Origin of the sequence: Dehalobacter sp. DCM (assembly GCF_024972775.1) — a bacterium.
Lineage (GTDB): Bacteria > Bacillota > Desulfitobacteriia > Desulfitobacteriales > Syntrophobotulaceae > Dehalobacter.
Window position 1 is genome coordinate 2042292 of sequence record NZ_CP092282.1, and the last position, 19063, is coordinate 2061354.

At 42.8% G+C, this 19063-nt stretch carries 17 protein-coding genes and 2 pseudogenes; 16 read left to right on the forward strand and 3 right to left on the reverse strand.

Going from position 1 to position 19063, the window contains the following annotated elements; all coding sequences use genetic code 11:
• Positions 1-1038, reverse strand: a complete 1038-nt coding sequence (locus LPY66_RS09545; protein WP_337987839.1) for a lysylphosphatidylglycerol synthase transmembrane domain-containing protein — start codon at positions 1036-1038, stop codon at positions 1-3.
• A gap of 255 nt (positions 1039-1293) precedes the next feature.
• On the opposite strand from LPY66_RS09545, the gene spoIVB reads away from it, so the two are divergent.
• Positions 1294-2517, forward strand: coding sequence for a SpoIVB peptidase (spoIVB, locus tag LPY66_RS09550; protein ID WP_337987840.1), 1224 nt, complete (start codon positions 1294-1296; stop codon positions 2515-2517).
• Between the two features lie 164 nt (positions 2518-2681).
• A pseudogene (locus tag LPY66_RS09555) lies at positions 2682-2933 on the forward strand (response regulator); the annotation flags it as partial.
• A gap of 81 nt (positions 2934-3014) precedes the next feature.
• Here LPY66_RS09555 and LPY66_RS09560 read toward each other — a convergent pair.
• Positions 3015-4457, reverse strand: a complete 1443-nt coding sequence (locus LPY66_RS09560; RefSeq protein WP_015042633.1) for an IS4 family transposase — start codon at positions 4455-4457, stop codon at positions 3015-3017.
• A gap of 134 nt (positions 4458-4591) precedes the next feature.
• On the opposite strand from LPY66_RS09560, the pseudogene spo0A reads away from it, so the two are divergent.
• From spo0A to LPY66_RS09595, 7 genes and pseudogenes are all read left to right on the forward strand, one after another.
• A pseudogene (spo0A, locus tag LPY66_RS09565) lies at positions 4592-5167 on the forward strand (sporulation transcription factor Spo0A); the annotation flags it as partial.
• 325 nt (positions 5168-5492) lie between these two features.
• Entirely contained in the window at positions 5493-6029 is a 537-nt protein-coding gene (locus LPY66_RS09570; protein ID WP_337987842.1) for an NUDIX domain-containing protein, read from the forward strand.
• The gene (locus LPY66_RS09575) at positions 6026-7177 is read left to right on the forward strand and encodes an endonuclease Q family protein (protein ID WP_337987843.1); all 1152 of its coding nucleotides are present in this window, start codon (positions 6026-6028) and stop codon (positions 7175-7177) included. Before LPY66_RS09570 ends, LPY66_RS09575 begins: the two co-directional genes overlap by 4 nt.
• Positions 7178-7233: 56 nt before the next feature.
• Positions 7234-7833 carry a stage II sporulation protein M gene (locus LPY66_RS09580; protein ID WP_337987844.1) on the forward strand — a complete coding sequence of 200 codons (600 nt, stop codon included), beginning with the start codon at positions 7234-7236 and terminating at the stop codon, positions 7831-7833.
• Positions 7834-8029: 196 nt separating this feature from the next.
• Positions 8030-9058, forward strand: a complete 1029-nt coding sequence (locus LPY66_RS09585) for a 3-deoxy-7-phosphoheptulonate synthase (protein ID WP_337987845.1) — start codon at positions 8030-8032, stop codon at positions 9056-9058.
• A gap of 22 nt (positions 9059-9080) precedes the next feature.
• Complete coding sequence (locus LPY66_RS09590; RefSeq protein WP_337987846.1) at positions 9081-9728, forward strand: class II aldolase/adducin family protein; 648 nt, start codon at positions 9081-9083, stop codon at positions 9726-9728.
• A gap of 28 nt (positions 9729-9756) precedes the next feature.
• Positions 9757-10587, forward strand: a complete 831-nt coding sequence (locus LPY66_RS09595) for an inositol monophosphatase family protein (RefSeq protein WP_337987847.1) — start codon at positions 9757-9759, stop codon at positions 10585-10587.
• Between the two features lie 545 nt (positions 10588-11132).
• Here the strand turns inward: LPY66_RS09595 and LPY66_RS09600 are convergent.
• Positions 11133-12662, reverse strand: coding sequence for an FAD-dependent oxidoreductase (locus LPY66_RS09600; protein WP_337987848.1), 1530 nt, complete (start codon positions 12660-12662; stop codon positions 11133-11135).
• Between the two features lie 189 nt (positions 12663-12851).
• Here LPY66_RS09600 and LPY66_RS09605 point away from each other — a divergent pair, with 189 nt between their 5' ends.
• From LPY66_RS09605 to LPY66_RS09635, 7 genes are all read left to right on the forward strand, one after another.
• Positions 12852-13133 (forward strand): putative signal transducing protein, encoded by a 282-nt coding sequence (locus tag LPY66_RS09605; RefSeq protein ID WP_337987849.1) that lies wholly within the window; start codon positions 12852-12854, stop codon positions 13131-13133.
• 34 nt (positions 13134-13167) lie between these two features.
• Positions 13168-13389 (forward strand): tautomerase family protein, encoded by a 222-nt coding sequence (locus LPY66_RS09610; RefSeq protein WP_337987850.1) that lies wholly within the window; start codon positions 13168-13170, stop codon positions 13387-13389.
• 33 nt (positions 13390-13422) lie between these two features.
• Positions 13423-14268 (forward strand): DegV family protein, encoded by an 846-nt coding sequence (locus LPY66_RS09615; protein WP_337987851.1) that lies wholly within the window; start codon positions 13423-13425, stop codon positions 14266-14268.
• A gap of 315 nt (positions 14269-14583) precedes the next feature.
• Positions 14584-14739: a hypothetical protein gene (locus LPY66_RS09620; RefSeq protein ID WP_337987852.1), complete on the forward strand. Its 156-nt coding sequence runs from the start codon at positions 14584-14586 to the stop codon at positions 14737-14739.
• Between the two features lie 55 nt (positions 14740-14794).
• A complete protein-coding gene (locus tag LPY66_RS09625) occupies positions 14795-17038 on the forward strand; it encodes a molybdopterin-dependent oxidoreductase (RefSeq protein WP_337988059.1) in 2244 nt (747 codons plus the stop codon).
• A 41-nt stretch (positions 17039-17079) separates the two neighbouring features.
• A complete protein-coding gene (locus LPY66_RS09630; RefSeq protein ID WP_337987853.1) occupies positions 17080-17415 on the forward strand; it encodes a 4Fe-4S dicluster domain-containing protein in 336 nt (111 codons plus the stop codon).
• A 150-nt stretch (positions 17416-17565) separates the two neighbouring features.
• Entirely contained in the window at positions 17566-18861 is a 1296-nt protein-coding gene (locus LPY66_RS09635; RefSeq protein ID WP_337987854.1) for an MFS transporter, read from the forward strand.
• The last annotated feature ends 202 nt before the right edge of the window (positions 18862-19063 follow it).

The window sequence follows — 19063 nt, forward strand, 5'->3', positions numbered from 1 at the left end:
TTAATGAGGTATATTACTGCACGCAGATTTTGAGCGATACCGCTTAACGAGAAAATCAATAAACACGATAATACCACTAATAACTAGATTTAAATAGAAGACAGTCAGGCGCCAAAGGATAATGGCTGAAATCATCAGATTTTTTGGGAAAATGAGGCCAAAAAGCAAATAAAAGATCCCTTCCGATGCGCCTGCGTTACCCGGTGTCGGAATCACATTGGCTGCGGAGTAAAGTATAGATTGGACAGCAAGGATTTCAAAAAAAGTGGAACCGGACAGCCCTAAAGAAAGATAGACAAAGTAAGTCACAGCAAAATAAGCGGTCACTTGAATAAATGAATAAAGGGTTACCCGAATGAATGCTCTCTTATTGGCAAAGAATTGCTTAAGAGAGTTTTTATATTCAGCGATGTGCCACGCAATCGCATCATCATCGATACTTTTGGCTAATCTAAATTTTTGGAGCAATTTGATAATGGCGCGAGCAATTCGCTCCACAACGGTACTATTGTAGCAAATTAGAAATATGGCAATAACTCCAGCTACATTTAAAGCCAGGCCAAAACAAATCAATGCCTTGCTGATCATCCCCTGTTGAAATACAAAATGGGCATTAAAAACAGCCATAAACAGGGCAAATGCTGTCGTCATGAAATGAAAGACCATGTACTTATTGATCGAAGTCGACGTGGCAACACCCAACGGAACCTGATAATCATTGGTCATGACATAGATTTGGACAGGCTGGCCCCCGGCAGAAAATGGTGTAATCATATTGTAGTATTGACCTACAAACGCAAGTTTAAGGTAACGGTATAACGGCATTTTCAGTTCGGATAAACATAAAATTGCTTTAAAAATTAATGCATCTGTCAGCCAAAAAACAAGCATGCAAAGTACGGCGAGTCCAATCATGCGAAAATCAGTCATTTCCTTCAAATGAGGAATAAACTGGAATTCCGAACTGGAAACCAGGATGAGGGCTGTGACAGTGATAATCGTTAATAAGAGAATATAATTAAGGACTTTGTTTCTCATTGCAAGATCCTTATCTGTTATTAGTAATTCAATAGACCCTTTACAAATCAATACATATACAATGGCAAAAGAGTAAGCTTTTGTCAATTTTTTTTGATCATTTTCTAGTCTTTTTTAAGAAATTTTAGAAAAGATTACTCAGGATGAAACGGTGTTCATAGGGAAGTCTAAATAGTACAATAAAATTTTATTGTTTTATTACCCTGCAGGGTTCTGACGTGTTTATGAGGAGGTTGAAAAGCTGGAGGGAAAAAAGTGAATAATAAACTGATCAGGAGAACTTTCCTAGTTGGTACTCTGGTTGTTTTTACCCTTAGTATGCTGCAATTGTCAGCAGGATATCAGAAAGACAGGGAACTGAGCTATAATGTTAACAACACTGAAAAGACCCAGTTGAGTACGATTTCCCCAGTCTATAGTTTTTTTGAATCATTATCCTTAAACAAGAACGGAAAAGAAGTAAATAAAATACGACCGGAGGTTATCCCGGGAGGACAGTCCATCGGGGTCACTCTTCAAACAAAAGGTGTTCTTGTTGTGGGATATGCTCCGATCAGTGGACAAAATGGAAAACAATCATATCCAGCAAAGGAATCCGGCATCGAAATCGGAGATATCATTTTAACAATCGATGGCAAGAAAGCACTCAATGATTTCCAGGTAGCTCAAGAAATTGATAAGAAATGCCAAGATAATCAAACAATTGAATTGGAAATCAAGCATAATGACGCGATACAGAAAAAAAAGATACGACCGGTTTATTGCTCGGAAACAGGACGTTATCGTATTGGGCTATTCATTAGAGATGAAGCGGCCGGAGTAGGAACAATGACTTTTATTGAGCCGAAAACAAAAATATTCGGCGCCTTGGGGCATGTAATCACGGATATTGATACCAATGACCAAATTGAATTAAGTCAAGGAAAAATAGTAGAGTCAACGATTTACGCTATTGAAAAGGGACTGAAAGGAGATCCCGGAGAAAAAATTGGCACATTTATGTTGGATTCTCGATTTTCCGGTGTTATCAACAAAAATTCGGACAGCGGCATATTTGGTGTCTATGAGGGATCAGTAAACAATCCGTTTTACACTGAGGCCATTCCCATAGCCTGGAAATCTGAGATCAAAGTAGGTCCTGCCAAAATATATACGGTACTCAAGGATAATACCATTGAAGAATTTGATATAAGCATTGAAAAAATCATGAAGTACCGAGCTGATAATAAAAATATGATTATCCGTGTTACTGACCAAAAATTATTGGAGAAAAGCGGCGGGATCGTTCAGGGAATGAGCGGAAGTCCGATTGTTCAGGACGGAAAAATTGTCGGAGCAGTCACACACGTCTTCGTTAATGATGCTACCCGTGGATACGGAATTTTCATAGAAAAGATGCTTGAAGAATCGGAAATCTTAAGTAAAGCTGCAGTCGCCCCTCTGGGCGGCTTTTTTTTGTTTATCAGAAAGTATAAATGACTTTCTAAGCCGACTTTCTTGAATTGGTTATGATAAGTTAACTTTTTAAAGCAGATCAGAAGGAATTGAAAAACAATTGTCGAAAATAGTTTTTGGATTATATTTCTAATTATTGTGTCGATTGGCCAATTTCACAATTCATATAAAATATTGGAGGTTAAATAATGGAGTCCATCAAAATACTATTGGCGGATGATAATCGGGATTTTATTGAAGTATTAAGTGACTACATCCGAAAGCAATCTGACATGGTTCTCTGCGGTACTGCTTATAATGGCAATGATGCGCTTGAACTGATAAAAGAAGAGGAACCTGATATTGTTGTTTTGGATATTATCATGCCCCATTTGGATGGACTTGGCGTGATGGAGAAACTTGTCAACGTGACTAAACGCCCGCGAGTGATTATTTTAACTGAAGTTTCGCACCCCTCAAAACCCTTGTATCTCTAATTTAAAGGTATCCTAATGCCAGTGGTTCCTTCTGATTATTACCGATTAACTGGCATTTTTAAGGGCTATAAGCTGATTACTAAGAAAAGAATTCTCAAATAGTTCTTTCAAATGTTCATATTCACTGGAATTCCTAAATTCCAAAATGTCCACTAAACCAGACTTGGCGATGCTGGTGATCACCACTTGCAGCAAATCATCAAATAATTCCCAGAGCCGCTCCGCTACATTCTTCTCTATGAGTTCGTCCTTGATTTCCGCAAATAATCCTTCTAAGGATTCGTAGGCGTTTACTCGTCGAAAATAGGCTAGGAGTGTATAGAGGAGATAGCAGGTCGTGATATGGGCAATCTGCGCATCGAAATCCCTCGATTGACAAGTCCCGAGCTTCAAATGCTGCTTGGCTTCCTTAAAAAAGACTTCGATGGTCCAACGGATACTGTAAATCTCCAACATACTCAATAAACTAAGAGATATATCCGTCGAGAGGAACAGTCTAAATTTCTTTTGATAGGGAAACCGGCAAAAATACAGTTTGATTTGTCCGATTCCTTCATAATCAACAAGGACTTCGAAATAACGGATATTCCGTTTCCTACAGCGTTTTTCGTTTCCCTCACTTTTGAGGACCGATTTTAATTGGCTGGCATTAAGGGAAGTCTCTTTGTAGCGATACTTCCTCGTATCTTGCCGAACACCACAGACCAAATGCATCGATTTTTTGTCTAATCCTCGAATCGTTTGAATGAACTCGTAACTGCTGAACCAGCTGTCAACCAGGACATATTTAGCCTTAAACCCCTGTTTTACCGCCCGTTTTATCATATCCAGACCGTTCGAAATTTTGCTAACATGGCATTCTCTGATCCGTTTAGCCCCAGCAGATTTGGGGTCTCGTTGCTTTTTGAACCGTTCTTTACGGTGCCTTGCCTTTTTTAAGGGCTTTTCCACTTGTAAAGTGAAGTCTATAGGCGTGAGGCTTTTACCATCGAAGAAACCAAGGGTTAAATTTTTAAAGCCTAATTTGCTACCTTTCTTCCCTGCAACATGGTCAAACACCTGGGTCATTTGTTCAATTCTTCGACCTGTCTTAGCAAGAGTTGTATCATCTAGAATGAAAGCGGACTTTTCATCCACTTCGTTCGTAGGATTAACCAATCGTTGAAACTGTTTGGATATACCGATCAGCAATGCTCTCCAAGGCATTTTTTCATTGTTCTTCAGTCGATATATGGAATCTTTCTTCATAGTAGTAACCTTTTGGAAATCGCTTTTATATAACGCGTGGACACTTTTCAGTAACATTAGGGGCAACATCAACATTAGTGAGAGGATTTCCGCGGAACTGTAACCATCCTGTTTCAGAAAACCAACTTTGCGGCAAAGCGTTTTAAGCTTGAACGTCTTCATAACTTCACATATAATATTGTTAATCGAATAGCCGTGATTTTGGAGTACGTTTTCAATTTCTTTGACAGGTTTCCGCATGATAACACCTCATTTTTGGTTGATTTGGAGTAGCATCTTATTATACCAAAAACCTAGTGTTCATGCGGATTTTTATCGTTTTTTCGTCTTATTCTAAGCCGAATTTTCGGCTGTTTTATGGGTGCGAAACTTCAGTTTTAACTTCCTTCGGACAGGAAAATATGACCCAACGGGCAGTAAAATTAGGCGCGGACTACTACATTTTAAAGCCATTTGACCTTGATACATTAGGTAAAAGAATAAGACAGTTGGTTGGAATATGTGAAATTGAGCCGGTTTTGAATTATGATTCGAGTACGATCATCACCAAACCAATCCTATCTCAGGCCGCTATTAACGCGAATAACCCTGTCAGAATCGTTGAAGTCGAAGTTACAAAAATGATCCAACAGATGGGGGTACCTGCTCATGTCAAGGGCTATCAATATCTTCGGGATGCGATCGTCGCGGTGATTAAGGATGTCTCCTTGCTCAGCGCGGTAACAAAGGAACTGTATCCGATGATTGCCAAAAGTTATACAACAACACCCAGCCGGGTTGAGCGGGCGATTCGTCATGCCATTGAACTTGCTTGGGACAGGGGAAATATTAATTTTATGAATAAGTTCTTTGGCTACACGATCAATATCGACCGGGGTAAGCCGACGAACTCAGAATTTATAGCTATGGTCGCGGATAAACTGAGAATAGCGGATAAACTTGATTTTTAGAACGGATCCGGTTGACCAGGTTGGAGTAATTGCATCTTTATGATGACCTTTTAAACATTTCAAATCAAAGGAGCATGACGATAAGGAATAACACTTGAATTTTTACTCCAAAGGTAAAAGGGCAAGTGTTTTTTATTTTATTATCACTCCTTCTATCGTGGTGTTAATCTGGGGTGAACGGACCAGCGGCAAGAGCTTGGAAGAACTAAATAGAAAAATAGAATAGTAAACGACGGCGCTGCGGTGACTGTTTTGCATGATGCATAAATTCGGGTATAATTTGTAAAGATAGCGTGATAGCGTTAGAAAAACCGGAGGTCCAATTATGATTGAGTGTGAATTAACGGAAGAACAGATTTCACAGGAAACGATTTTCGAAGGTAAGATCATCCGTGTCTACAAAGATTCGGTTCGGCTTCCCAACGGCAAATCATCTGTGCGTGAAATTGTCCGGCACCCAGGCGCTGTTGCCATCGTACCGCAGCTTGACGATAAGATACTGATGGTCAAGCAGTATCGGTATGCACTGGCTAAAGAGACCCTGGAAATACCCGCAGGCAAAATCGACCCAGGGGAGACGCCGGAGACGTGCGCCTTAAGAGAATTACGTGAAGAGACAGGTTATATTGGTGATATTACGTATATAGGCGGTTTCCATACGTCACCGGGTTTTACGGATGAGATTATTCATATCTATCAGGCTGTTAATCTGGTGTGGTCTCCACTGGAAGCCGATGAGGATGAATTTTTAAATGTCGTGCCGGTTTTGGTTCAAGAAGCCATGGATCTTGTCATTCATAATGGTTTGCATGACGCGAAGACCGCATTAGGAATTCTTCTTACCTGTGGCGGCAACAAATGAACTACGCCGATCTGCATATTCATATTGGCAGAAGCCTCGACGGCAAAGCAGTTAAGATTACGGCGTCGCCAAACCTGACACTCCCAGAAGTCATACGGGTTTCCCGTGATATCAAGGGTTTGCATATGATCGGCATTGTTGATTCTCACACCAGAGGGGTTATTCGTGATTATAATGAGCTGATTGCGCAGGGTTTCCTGCATGCCATCTCGGGAGGCGGATATCAATCCGGAAACCTTGTGATAATCCCGGGGATAGAGGCTGAACTCCAGGTAGGCCACGGTCACGCTCATTTTTTGGTGTATTTCCCAACAATCACTGTTTTGCAGGAATTTGCAGCGTGTTTTCTTTCCCGTGTCAGCAATTGGCAGTTAAGCTCACAAAAGATTCACATGGATGTTTCCGAATGGCTGAAAACAGCTGAGGCATACGGTGGACTCTGGCTTCCCGCGCATGCCTTTACCCCGCATAAAGGATTATATGGCGCTTGCTGCTCCAGGATTCCGGATGTATTGTCCGTATTTCCTGCCGCGTTAGAGATGGGGCTCAGTGCGGACAGAAGGATGGCGCAAGGTATTTCCGAACTGGATGATGTGGTTTTGTTCAGTAATTCGGATGCGCATTCGCTTCCGAATATTGCCCGTGAATATAATGAAATGCATCTCAGCGATCTCTCATTTAATGGATTAGAGGCGATTATCAAGAAAAAAAGCGGTCAATTGTATAGAAACTTTGGGCTTCATCCTCGCATAGGCAAGTACCATCGGACGTTTTGCCTTGATTGCTCCCAAGTGGTAAGTGGTGAAGCGCCAATGCTGATTTGCCCTGTTTGTCACTCGCATCATGTAGTTCCTGGCGTCCTGGACAGGCTTGCTCACATAGCCGATCGAGAGATTACCACGTATCAGTCTGATCCTAACTATGTGTATCGTGTGCCATTAGCCTATTTGCCCGGTATTGGTTCCAAGACATATCAGCGGCTATTAAATAAGTTTGGCACGGAGTTAACGGTATACCATGAGGCCGAATTCGATGACCTTTCATCCGTAGTGGGAGACAAAACGGCACGAATAATTATGCAGGCAAAGGTTGGCACATTGAAATTTACCACAGGGGGCGGGGGATTTTTCGGTCGTGTCACGACATAGTTTTTTAATTTGCTGAATATGATTCCTTGAGGGACAAGTCTCGAGGAGGTTCAACAATGAAAAAGCTTGTATTTGAACATATCCGTCGTTTCTGGGTTATTTATTTGACGCTCTGCTGCGTTTTTTTAGCCGGATGTGCTTTTGGTGCAGTCGGTATCAATTCTTTAGGAACGGACAAAGCTCAGGAACTCACCGATTTTTTGAATAAACTCCTTGGAGGTCAGCCGGATATACTGAATACCCTATTCCTGCAACAATTAGCTCGCGATAACTTTATTATTATGGCTGCCATATTGATCTTAGGGCTAACGGTGATTGGCGCGCCTCTGGTTTATTTGATTGTTTTTAGTCGGGGCTTTATTCTTGGGTTTACTATCGCCTTTATTCTCCATGCGAAGCAGTGGGCCGGATTAGGGCTTCTCCTTATAACGGTTGTATGCCCGTCTTTGATCGCGGTGCCCTGCTTACTCTTTGGGTCAGGAATGGCAACAGTTTTTTCTTTTCTATTGCTTCAAGGAAAACTCAAAGGTGACTTTTTAAAGAGAGACTTCTTCCATTATTGTGCTGCAGGCTTTTTGGTATCCTTAGGTGCATTGGCCGCCGGTGTACTACAGGGGTATTTTTCAACGTTGGGGATCAGATTTTTAGGATACTAAATTCTGTAGGGGACAGAGGGCGGACAGCGGGACGTAGACCGGAGACAGAGGGACGTAGACCTTTGTCTCCTTTTTGGACGCAAAAGGGGACAAAGGTCTACGTCCCTCTGTCTCCCCTCTGTCCCCCGTTGCTATTTTTGTGGGATGTACTATAATTTCTAATAGAAGTATGTGCAATTCTGAAGGAGAATTCGAAATGAATATGAAATTTATCAAAAAGGTGCCTACAGCGGAGGAAATCATTGCGCAAATACCGCTGCCGGACCACATTAAAATAATCAAACAAAAAAGGGATCAGGAGATCAGGAAAATATTAGAGGGAGAAGACAACCGCTTTATCCTGATCATCGGTCCCTGTTCCGCCGACAATGAGGATTCTGTATGCGAATATATTGGCAGATTAGCGCAAGTTCAAGAAAAAGTAAAAGACACGATTCTGATCATTCCGCGGATCTATACGAATAAACCACGAACAACCGGTGAAGGGTATAAAGGCATGATCCATCAACCGGACCCAAGTAAAGAACCCGACCTCTGCGAAGGTATCAAAGCGATCCGCAGCCTGCATATCCGGGCATTGACAGAATTTTATATGCCGGCTGCCGATGAAATGCTCTACCCGGAGAATTACATGTATTTACTGGATGTTCTGGGCTATATTGCGGTTGGTGCACGTTCGGTGGAAAATCAACAGCATCGTTTGACCGTCAGTGGCGTCTCAACGCCGGTGGGAATGAAAAATCCAACCAGCGGTGATTTGACCGTCATGCTGAATTCAATCTATGCAGCACAGCAGAGCCACAATTTCATCTATAACGGTTGGGAAATCGAAACAACGGGGAATCCCTTAGCCCATGCGATTTTGCGCGGGGCGGTGGATGCCTCAGGGCGTAATATACCGAATTACCATTATGAAGACTTGATAAATATCGCGTATGAATACGAAAAACAGCCGATGGTTAACCCGGCTATTATAGTCGATACAAATCATGCCAACTCGATGAAACGCTATGCGGAGCAGCCACGCATCGCCCGGGAAGTATTAATTAGCCGAACCTATGATTCTCTTCTGAATAAAATGATCAAGGGATTGATGATCGAAAGTTATCTTTTCGAAGGGCGCCAAGATATTGGTGAAAATATTTATGGCAAATCGATCACCGATGCTTGCCTGGGATGGGAAGATACAGAAAGACTGATCTATCGCATCGCAGAAAAGGTATAATTCGGAGTCTAAGGAGAAAAAAGTGCTATTAGAAGAACAAAGAAGACAAGTTATTGAAACTGCACGCGAGGCACTGCAAACGGGTCTGATCATGCTGACCACAGGAAATTTCAGTCTGCGCGATCCGGAAACCGGCTATATGTGTATCACCCCCAGCGGAATGGATTATCAGCAAGTTACCCCGGCAGATATCGTGGTCATGGATACAAAGGGTACAATCATCGATGGTGACAGAAAGCCATCGATTGAAGGTTCCCTACATCGATTTGCCTATGAGAAGAGGCCCGATATTTTTGGCGTATGTCATTCCCATTCCCCTTATGCAACGGCATGGGCAAGTGTCGAAGAACCATTTCCGCTTATCGTAGCGGAGCTTGCAGGCATGCTTGGCAGCAATCTTATGACTGCGCCATTTTTCCCCATGGGATCTATGGAGCTGGCTGAAGTTACGATTCGTGTTTTAGGCAATCAAAACGCCGTCCTGATGAGTAATCATGGACAGCTGACAGTGGGACCTTCTTTACCAAAAGCCTTAGCTCACGCCCGGTTAATTGAGGAGGCCGCTAAAATTGCCTGTTTTGCTAAGTCAATAGGAACACCCCGAATCATATCTGAAGAAAAGGCTGAATCGCTGAAGAAATGGCTGGCAACTCACTATGGGCAACAATAATACTCAAATACGTGACCAGGAGGAAATCATGTCACACAATAAGGTCAAAAAAGAGACGGGGATATTCGATTATAAAGAGATCTTAGACGATGTTAAAACGTGGGTCCGGGAAGTAGGCCGGATCCAAAGAGATAACCTTCGCAAAGAGAATCTTCTGGTAGAGACGAAGTCCACTGAAGTGGATTTAGTTACGGAAATTGATAAGCTGTCAGAAAAATATTTTTTAGACGCCATCATGGAAAAATATCCGGATCATAGTATCCTCTCGGAAGAAGCCGGTGTATACGGTGAGGAAACTTCCGACTATCTCTGGGTCATCGATCCATTGGATGGCACGACGAACTATGCTCAAGGCTTACCGATATTCGCAATATCGGTTGCATTACAGTACAAGAAGGAAACCGTCTTAGGTGTCGTTTATTTGCCGATGCTTGAATTGATGTTCGAGGCGGTACGCGGAGAAAATGCTTATCTTAATGGAAAACAGATAACCGTCAGCAGGAAAACCGAGTTGAAGCAGTGTCTTCTTTCGACGGGATTTCCGTATGACCAAGCGGTTCATCAGGATAACAATACTAATTATGTCACGTATTTTGTTCCAAAATCCAGAGGCATACGCCGGATCGGATCAGCAGCATATGATTTGGGCAATGTCGCTGCGGGAATCATGGACGGTTATTGGGAATTGAATCTCAGTCCATGGGATGTCGCTGCGGGAATGTTGATCGTGGAAGAAGCGGGCGGAAGGATTATTCAGCTAGAGCAGAAGAGAGGAATATCCATCATTGCCGCTAATGAGCATATTGCCCAGCAAATCTGGAAAGGCATAACCACAGTGGATCAAATGAAAGAAGAATAAAGTAATAGAATACTTGATTAATCGCATAAAAGAGGCCGCTGGCAAAGAACATATATCGTTCGTTGACAGCGGCCATCGCTTTGGATTTTTACTCGACTCCAGTAACCGAAAAAGTTGGTTTTAAAAAAGGCAGCTTCATTTGGAGTTGTATTTGTATTGTATCGGCATTGATGTGCACGGTTTTATCAATATAGATTTGAATGCCTTGATACGCGTACTTATCTGAATAGTTCTCGTTGATTGCGTTTTCCTCAAATACCCCTGACCAGAGGCGTCTGACGGTTCCCCTTCAGCTGGAGCACATCAATGCCTTAATAGCAAAGACACCGCCATTTTCCTTAATTGCTGCCAACGTTTTATCATCCATTGCGAATTGCATCTTCTCCACCTCCGTAATACCCCTAAGGGGTATATTTATAATTCTATTATATGGTATCGGAGGGTAATACGCAAGGTGTTTAATTATTTTTCTTTTGTAACTTTTCGAAAACTCAGAGATTATGATGGTATGTGTATTTACAACAGAAACACAGAAGTGCTTCGGACTATTCCAATATTTTGTGCTCAATATTATCCAAAGCCGGACTATCAACGATTTCGCCTGAATACGTGAACCGTGAGCCATGGCAGGGGCAGTCCCAGGATTTTTCCGCCGAATTCCATTGCAGCTCACATCCCATATGGGTGCAGGTGGTATCGATCAGATGAAGCTTTCCATTTTGTTCCCGATACGCTCCGGTCCTCTGGCCTTCATATTCGATTATTTTTCCTTCGCCGCAGGGGATCTCATTTTTGTCCGGAACAGGAGAAAGTTTTCCGGAAATGAGGTGTTTAGCAACGTTCAAATTCTCTTTAACAAAGCTTTTTGCAGAAGCGATGGGCGTAAAGCGTGAAGGCCGATAGATATCTTGCCAGGGACTATATCCGTTCAGGATCATGTCCCTGAAGATTAAAGCGGCAGCCGTGCTGGTTGACATTCCCCATTTTCCGAAACCCGTTGCCACATAAATCTCCTGGGTGTCTGAAGTCAATTGCCCGATATAGGGTACTCCATCTGCAGTCGAATAATCCTGAGTTGACCAGCGGTAGGGGATATCAATGACGGTGAAGAGTTGTTCGGCAAAATCCTTTAGCTTTCGATAGTGATTGCTTGTATCCTCACCTTGACCTGTCTTATGATGTTCCCCAGAAACAATCACCAATTGCTCATCCTTCGTCATGTGTGAACGCAGAGAACGTGCGGGATCTTCCGCAGTGATGTACATGCCTCCGGGGTATTTTCCTTTAATCCTTACACCCAAGGCATATGATCGCTCCGGATAGAGTCGGCTGAAATACATGCCATGCGCTTCATAACAGGGGTAATGGGTTGCAATAATAACTATTTTAGCAGTAATTGTCTTACCGTTCTTGGTAATGACACGATGTGGTTTGCCTTCGTCGACCCGAGTAACGCGTGTTTGCTCAAAGATATAACTGCCGTTGCCGGGGATTTTTTCAGCCAGTGCCAGTAGATATTTACGCGGATGAATTTGGGCTTGACCATCAAAGCGAACCGCTCCCTTTATTCCAAGAGGCAAGGGGATTTCCGGGACAAAGTAAGCCTGAATCCCAAGTAAGGAAGCGGTATTGACTTCATTCATGATTTCAGGCACGTAATCATCCCTATGGGTAAAACAGTATGCGCTCTGCCAGCTAAAATCGCAGTCAATCTTTAAAGAGTTGACCAGGTCTGAAACAGTTTTGATAGCTGTTTGATTCGCATCGGCATAGTGTTGGGCTTTGTCCTTTCCAAACTTTTGAAAGATACGGTTATAGACTAATGTGTGCTGGGATGTAACTTTTGCTGTGGTATTGCCCGTAGTGCCCTGCAAAATACAATCCGCTTCAACGACGCTGACGGTAAAGCCTTCTTGTTTCAAAAGATAGGCAGTCGTTAATCCGACAATACCGCCGCCAATAATTGCGATATCGGTTTCAATATCCTCGTTTAAAACAGAATGTTGGGGTTGCGGAGTTGAGGCTATCCAATAAGACTGAGGAGGTTGGCTAAAATCGGCTGTTTTTTTATTCATTGACTTTTCCTCCTGAATTGCATACGATACCATAAAAGAACTGAAACTTTCTAACTGGTTTTAGCATCTGCAGACAAAATAAAAATATCCAAATTATACGGTTTAATGGTAATATAATAGAAAGAAAAGCGATATTGGCTGTAGTTGACTCTGCATGATCACTATTATTACGGGAAAGAAGGGTTGAGTATGAGTTCATTTAAGAAGCCCGAAGATAATATTGACCGGACGAAATGGATATTGATTACGGAAGCAAATGAGGTCGAAGCGGATATTATTCAATCCATTTTTGAATCTGAAGGAATTCCTTCCCTAAAAAAATATAGCGATGCCGGAGGAGAGTATCTAAAAGTTTATTTAGGCAAGACAAATTTCGGTATTGATATCTATGTTCCTGAAGAACTCAAGGATAAAGCTGAAGCCATCCTGACTATTGACCGTGATCAGGAATACTTATGGCCGACAGACTAATTTTTTTCAATATACAAAATAGGGGGAAAGCACTATGCCTCATATTATCGTCAAGTTATGGCCAGGCCGCAGTGAAAAAGATAAAGCGGCATTAGCCGAGAAAATGGCTGAATCAATGACGGAAATTATGGGTATTCCGGACAAGAATATATCTGTTTCATTCGAGGAAGTCGATAAAGAAAACTGGGACAAAGAAGTATATCAGCCGGATATCCTGGATAAAAAGCATCTTTTATATAAGAAGCCAGGGTATTGAAATTATTTTCTTTCGGGGGAGTCGGTGTTCAGGATGAGAAAAGTAAAGATCATCACAGATAGTACAAATGATCTTTCCGATGTCATTCTCCAAAAATATGATATCAGCGTGATACCTTTACATGTTGATTTTGGTGGGGAAAGCTATAGGGATGGCGTTGATTTACTTCCTAAGGATCTTTTTAAATTGGTCGAGGAAAAAAATATGCTGCCCAAGACAGCGGCACCTTCACCGTTTAATTTTTCTGAAGTTTATCGCGAGTACGTCGAACAGGGACAGGATATTATTGTGATCACAATATCCTCGCACATGTCTTCCACTTATCAAAATGCAGTCCTTGCTTCCGAGGAATATCCGGAGGGAAGGATATTTGTCGTTGACTCTCAAAATTTATCAACAGGTATCGGGTCACTTGTCGTTTTGGCAGCCGAATATGCTTTACAGGGCTTAGAGGCAAAAGAGATCGCTGACAGAGTTCAACGGCTGGTTCCAAAGGTCCAGGTCAGTTTTGTCATCGATACGATGGAGTACTTATACAAAGGCGGCCGCTGCAACGTTCTCCAGAGCATTATGGGCAGTATGTTAAAAATTCGTCCGATGATTAGTGTTGACAGTGGGAAAATGTTTATGAAGGATAAGGTACGGGGCGATAAGAAAAAAGGGCTCGATAAGATGTTAGCAAATACCGCCAAAGATTCTATCGATTCAGAACGGATTTTTATTACGCATTCGTTGGGCAGTGAGGATGAAGCGCTTTATCTGAAGAGTATCCTGGAAATGAGTTTCCCTGAGAAAGAGATCATCACAACCGATGCAGGCTGTGTCATTTCCAGCCATTGCGGCCAAAAAACAATCGGCGTGATCTATATTCGTCAATAACGTATAGTCCCCAAATCGACATAGATAAAAAACGCGGAATGCTGAAAATGTGCATCCCGCGTTTTTTATGCGCTATCGGAGATATCAGAGATATCAGAAAGGATATAGTGCTTTATGTTAATGAATTACAATAGTGATTTTTTTACCATATCTGAAAAAAAAATAACACATTTGATATTGAAAAATTTAGGCAACCATTATAAACATGCCGAATTCGGTTATTTTTTGTTTCAGAATCAAATGGCATGTTTTCTGCATCTAATGTGTCTAGGCAGATGGTGTTTAGCCTGCAAAAAGAAAAGTGGAGGAATTATTATGTGTTTCAGACCGACAGCAGCAGCAAAAGTGATTATTTGTCCCGGCTGCCAAAAAAAGTTGACCCAACAGCAAGGTCATATAGCTAAAACATGTCCCTTTTGTGGAACAGATATCACGCAGGTGGAAGGTACAACGACTGAGCAGCCTAAATAATAAGTCCATAAATTATGGAAGAGCAAGATCAATGATACAAGGAGAGGATATGAAAATGACGACTGAGTTCAAAAAAGGTTCCGAAAACGACTATACCGTAAGGACCTGTGCCTGGTCTGCACCAGGCTGCCATCCAACCGGTTGCGGGCTGATCATGCATGTGAAAGACGGTAAATTGGTTGAAGTCGAGGGCGACCCGGATCATCCGGTTTCTCAGGGACGCGTTTGCGTCCGATGTCTGTCTCTTCCGGAAACGATCTATCACCCGGATAGAATCCTTTATCCGATGAAGCGTATCGGCAAAAAAGGCGTCAACAAATGGGAACAGATCACCTGGGATGAGGCATACGACATCATCGAGGAAAAAGTCAGATTCTATCAAAAAGAGTACGGACTTGAATCCATCGCCATGATGGGTGGAACCGGCCGCGAAGCAACCTTTTACTTCCCGGCATTATCCTACGCGGTATTGCAGACACCCAATAATGTCGGTGTTTTAAGCGGACTTTCTTGTTACGGACCGCGTTGTGCCGTGACTGAATACGTTCTCGGCGCAGGTTATCCGGAAATCGACTATGCTGCCTATTTTGAAGACAGATATGATAACCCTGAGTATCAACTTCCCGAGTATGTCATTATTTGGGGCAAAAGTCCCTTGGAATCCAATGCCGACGGATTTTTTGGTCACGCAATTATCGATTTGATGAAACGCGGGACGAAGATTATTGCCGTTGATCCGAGGGTTACCTGGCTGACATCCCGTGCCGAGTACCATTTGCAGCTCCGTCCCGGAACCGATGCAGCATTAGCGTTGGGCCTGCTGAATGTTATCATTAACGAAGACCTTTATGATCATGAATTTGTTGAGAAATGGACTTTTGGTTTGGAATCACTCAGAGAGCGAGTCCAGGAGTACAGCCCAAGACGCGTTGCAGATATTTGCTGGATCAAGGAAGAAACCATTGTTAATGCCGCCCGCGCCTATGCGAAAGCTTCAAGTTCAAGCATTGCCTGGGGCGTTGCTCTGGATATGAACCGTAATGGTATTCAGGCTATCCAAGGGGTCCTTTATCTCATGACGCTGACAGGAAACCTTGACATTCCTGGCGGTAATACCCTTGCCGAACCTTCCAGCTTCATGGGCAAATGGCGCTATGATACCCATGTTCAGATTCCGGAAGAAATATATGAGAATCGTATCGGCAATAAAGAATTCCCGTTCTTTAACTATGGACTTATGGCTTGCAGCCCGGACAATACGCTGGATTATTTTGAGAAACAACAGCCCTATCCGATTAAAATGGTATGGTCCAACAGCCAAAACCCCATTGCCAATGCAGCCTGTGTTCCAAAACGCTGGCATGAAGCCTTCAAAAAGATTGAATACTGGATCAGCCAGGAAGTCTTTATGACGCCAACCGTTTCTGCTTATGCGGATATGGTGCTTCCGGTCGCAACGTTTGCAGAGCATGATGGTGTTGTTATTCCGCACTTTGGCCGCAACGCCTCTTTTGTCGGTGCTGTCAATCAGTGTATTGAGCGTGTCGGCGAGTGCAAATCCGACCTGGAGATATGCTTTGATTTGGGAAAACGTCTCAACCCGAAAGCGTGGCCGTGGGAAACAGTATCGGAGTTCTTTACCGAACAAATTGAGCCGAAAACAGGGCTGACCTATCCTGAACTCAAAGATAAAGTTGTTCAGCAGCAGAAATATATCTATAAGAAATATGAAAAAGGCCTGCTGCGGTCAGACGGTGAACCTGGGTTCCAGACGCTGACGGGTCTTATTGAATTAAAGGCGACTGTATTTGAAAGCTGGGGCGAAGATCCTCTGCCCTATTTCCAAGAACCGCCACATAGCCCATACGAAACACCGGAGTTATACGCAGAATATCCATTGGTTCTGACAACAGGCGGAAGGAAATTTACGTCATTCCACTCCGAGCACAGACAGATCCCGTCTTTAAGACAGATTACCCCTTGGCCAACCATTGAAATACATCCCGATACCGCTGTTGAGCTTGGAATCATAGACGGAGACTGGGTCGGCGTAGAGAATCATCTGGGCAAATGCCGTATGAAAGCACTTGTTCAGCCTACTGTTCATCCTAAAGTCGTTCATGCTCTTCATGGTTGGTGGTATCCGGAACAAGACGGAGAAGAGCCTAACTTGTTTGGAACCTTTAAATCCAATATTAATATGCTTATGCCGCATAAGAAAATCGGAAAGCTGGGTTTGGGTGCCAACTATAAGAGCAATCTCTGCAAAGTATACAAGGTCAGCGGTTTAGATGATTAAGTCTTTTATAATAAATTTATTGAGTGACTGGAGGTAACACAATGTCCCAGAATGGTTTATTGATAAATTACGGATGGTGTACAGGCTGCCACAGTTGTGAAATTGCCTGCCGGAACGCGAAAGGGATTCCTCTTGATCAATGGGGAATCAAACTGGCCCAAATTGGCCCGTTCAAAATGAGCAATGACAAAACCGAGTGGAACTATGTTCCAGTCCCGACCTCGATATGTGATCTCTGCGCAGACCGTATAGCCGAGGGCAGAAAACCGGCGTGTGTCCATAACTGTCTCGCCAAGTGCATGGAGTACGGCCCAGTTGAAGAATTAATGAAAAGAATGACTGAAATCGGGTCCAAGGTAAACGTTTACCTGCCTTAACATTAACTTGAATCAAAACAATGATACTGTCATCTGCTGCTGACATGTCAGCGGCAGATGACCCGCAATATGTAATTTAATTAATTAAGAAGAAATAGAAGATGAGATACGAGTCGTAGCAATGTGCCTTAGGCGAAAGGAGAAAAGCGCATGATAAGACCAAGAAAGTTTTACGGCTGGAAAATGGTTGGTGTTCTTTGGTGTGTATACTTTTTAATGCAAGGACTGGTTCTCTATGGTGAGCCGGTGGTCAACAGTTACATGATCGTTCATATGGGGTTTGGCAGAAGCGTTTTAGGGGCCGGTTCGGCTATGTTTATGTTGTTCCAGGGCTTTTCTGGGCCTTTTGTAAGTAAAGGGATTAAGGCCAAGGGCATTAGATTTACGATCATTATCGGGGCAATTTTTGTTGCAGTGTCATCCATACTTATGGGAACAGTGGTCAGTAAGCCGTGGCAGTATTTAGTGGCCTTTGGTGCGATTTCCGGGGTAGGGATCGGCTTAAGCGGCATGTTTTCCGTTCAATCCGGCATTACCTACTGGTTTCGGAAAAAGCGTGGTTTAGCCATGTCTATTGCGCTGACCGGAGCGGGTGCCGGCGGATTTATTTCCGGTTATGTGTTGAATTACATCATTAATACAACCGGAAGTTGGCGTAATGCCTGGCATTTCATTACCGTAACATGTATTCTCACCATCATTTTGGTGGCTGTCCTTGTGGTGAACAGACCGGAAGCAATCGGACAAGTTCCTGACGGAGAAGATATTAGTGATGAACCGCAGGCAAAGAAACTAAGAGACAGTAAAGTATATAAAACGTTGACGGATGTGAAAGTGTCCGATGTCATGAAAGACAGACGGATCTGGTTTATTCTCATTGCATTGCTGGCGCTTCGGTTTACTTATTCCATGTGTATTGCCCATTCTATTCTGCATTTATTTGATGTGGGAATACCGAAGGCAGTGGCGGCTATGGCAGTTGGCACGATGACCTTATTCAGTGTTTTAGGGCGGCTGTTGCCAGGTACTGTGATCGATAAGATCGAGCCGCGAATTGTCTGGTTTGGCGGAATGGTTGTTTTTATCATTGGTTTCATGAATTTAATGTTAGCAACATCCTCCGCGAATGCAATCGTGTTCTCCATCTTGGTAGGTATGGGTTTTGGATCATCCTATGTCTGTTCAGCAACCATGGTCGGAAACTATTATGGTGTCAATACATTTCCATCGATCATGGGTATTATTTTCCCGGCCCAGATGATTTTCGGCGCTTTTGCACCGCTGCTTGCAGGTATCATTTATGATACAACGAAGAGTTACGTCATCTCTTTTACCTTTGGACTTGTCATCATGATTATTGGAGCCATAGCAGTTTTGTTGGCTGTTCCTCCCAAGGTCAAAGAAGATCAAAATCCTGTAGTTAAGAGCGGGGATTTACACGCGTGATTGTCATCCAATGGTAACGATTTATACTGCAAACGAATACACATGGTTTTCGTTTGCAGTCGCTTCATAGCATACTTGCTGACATACTTTATTATTGAATTCATAGAATATCGTATTGATTTCTTATTGATAAGAAAATAATAGTTGTAATTTTCGAAAATGAAAAAGATTTGCATTAGCGGAAAGTTATATCGAAAAAGCC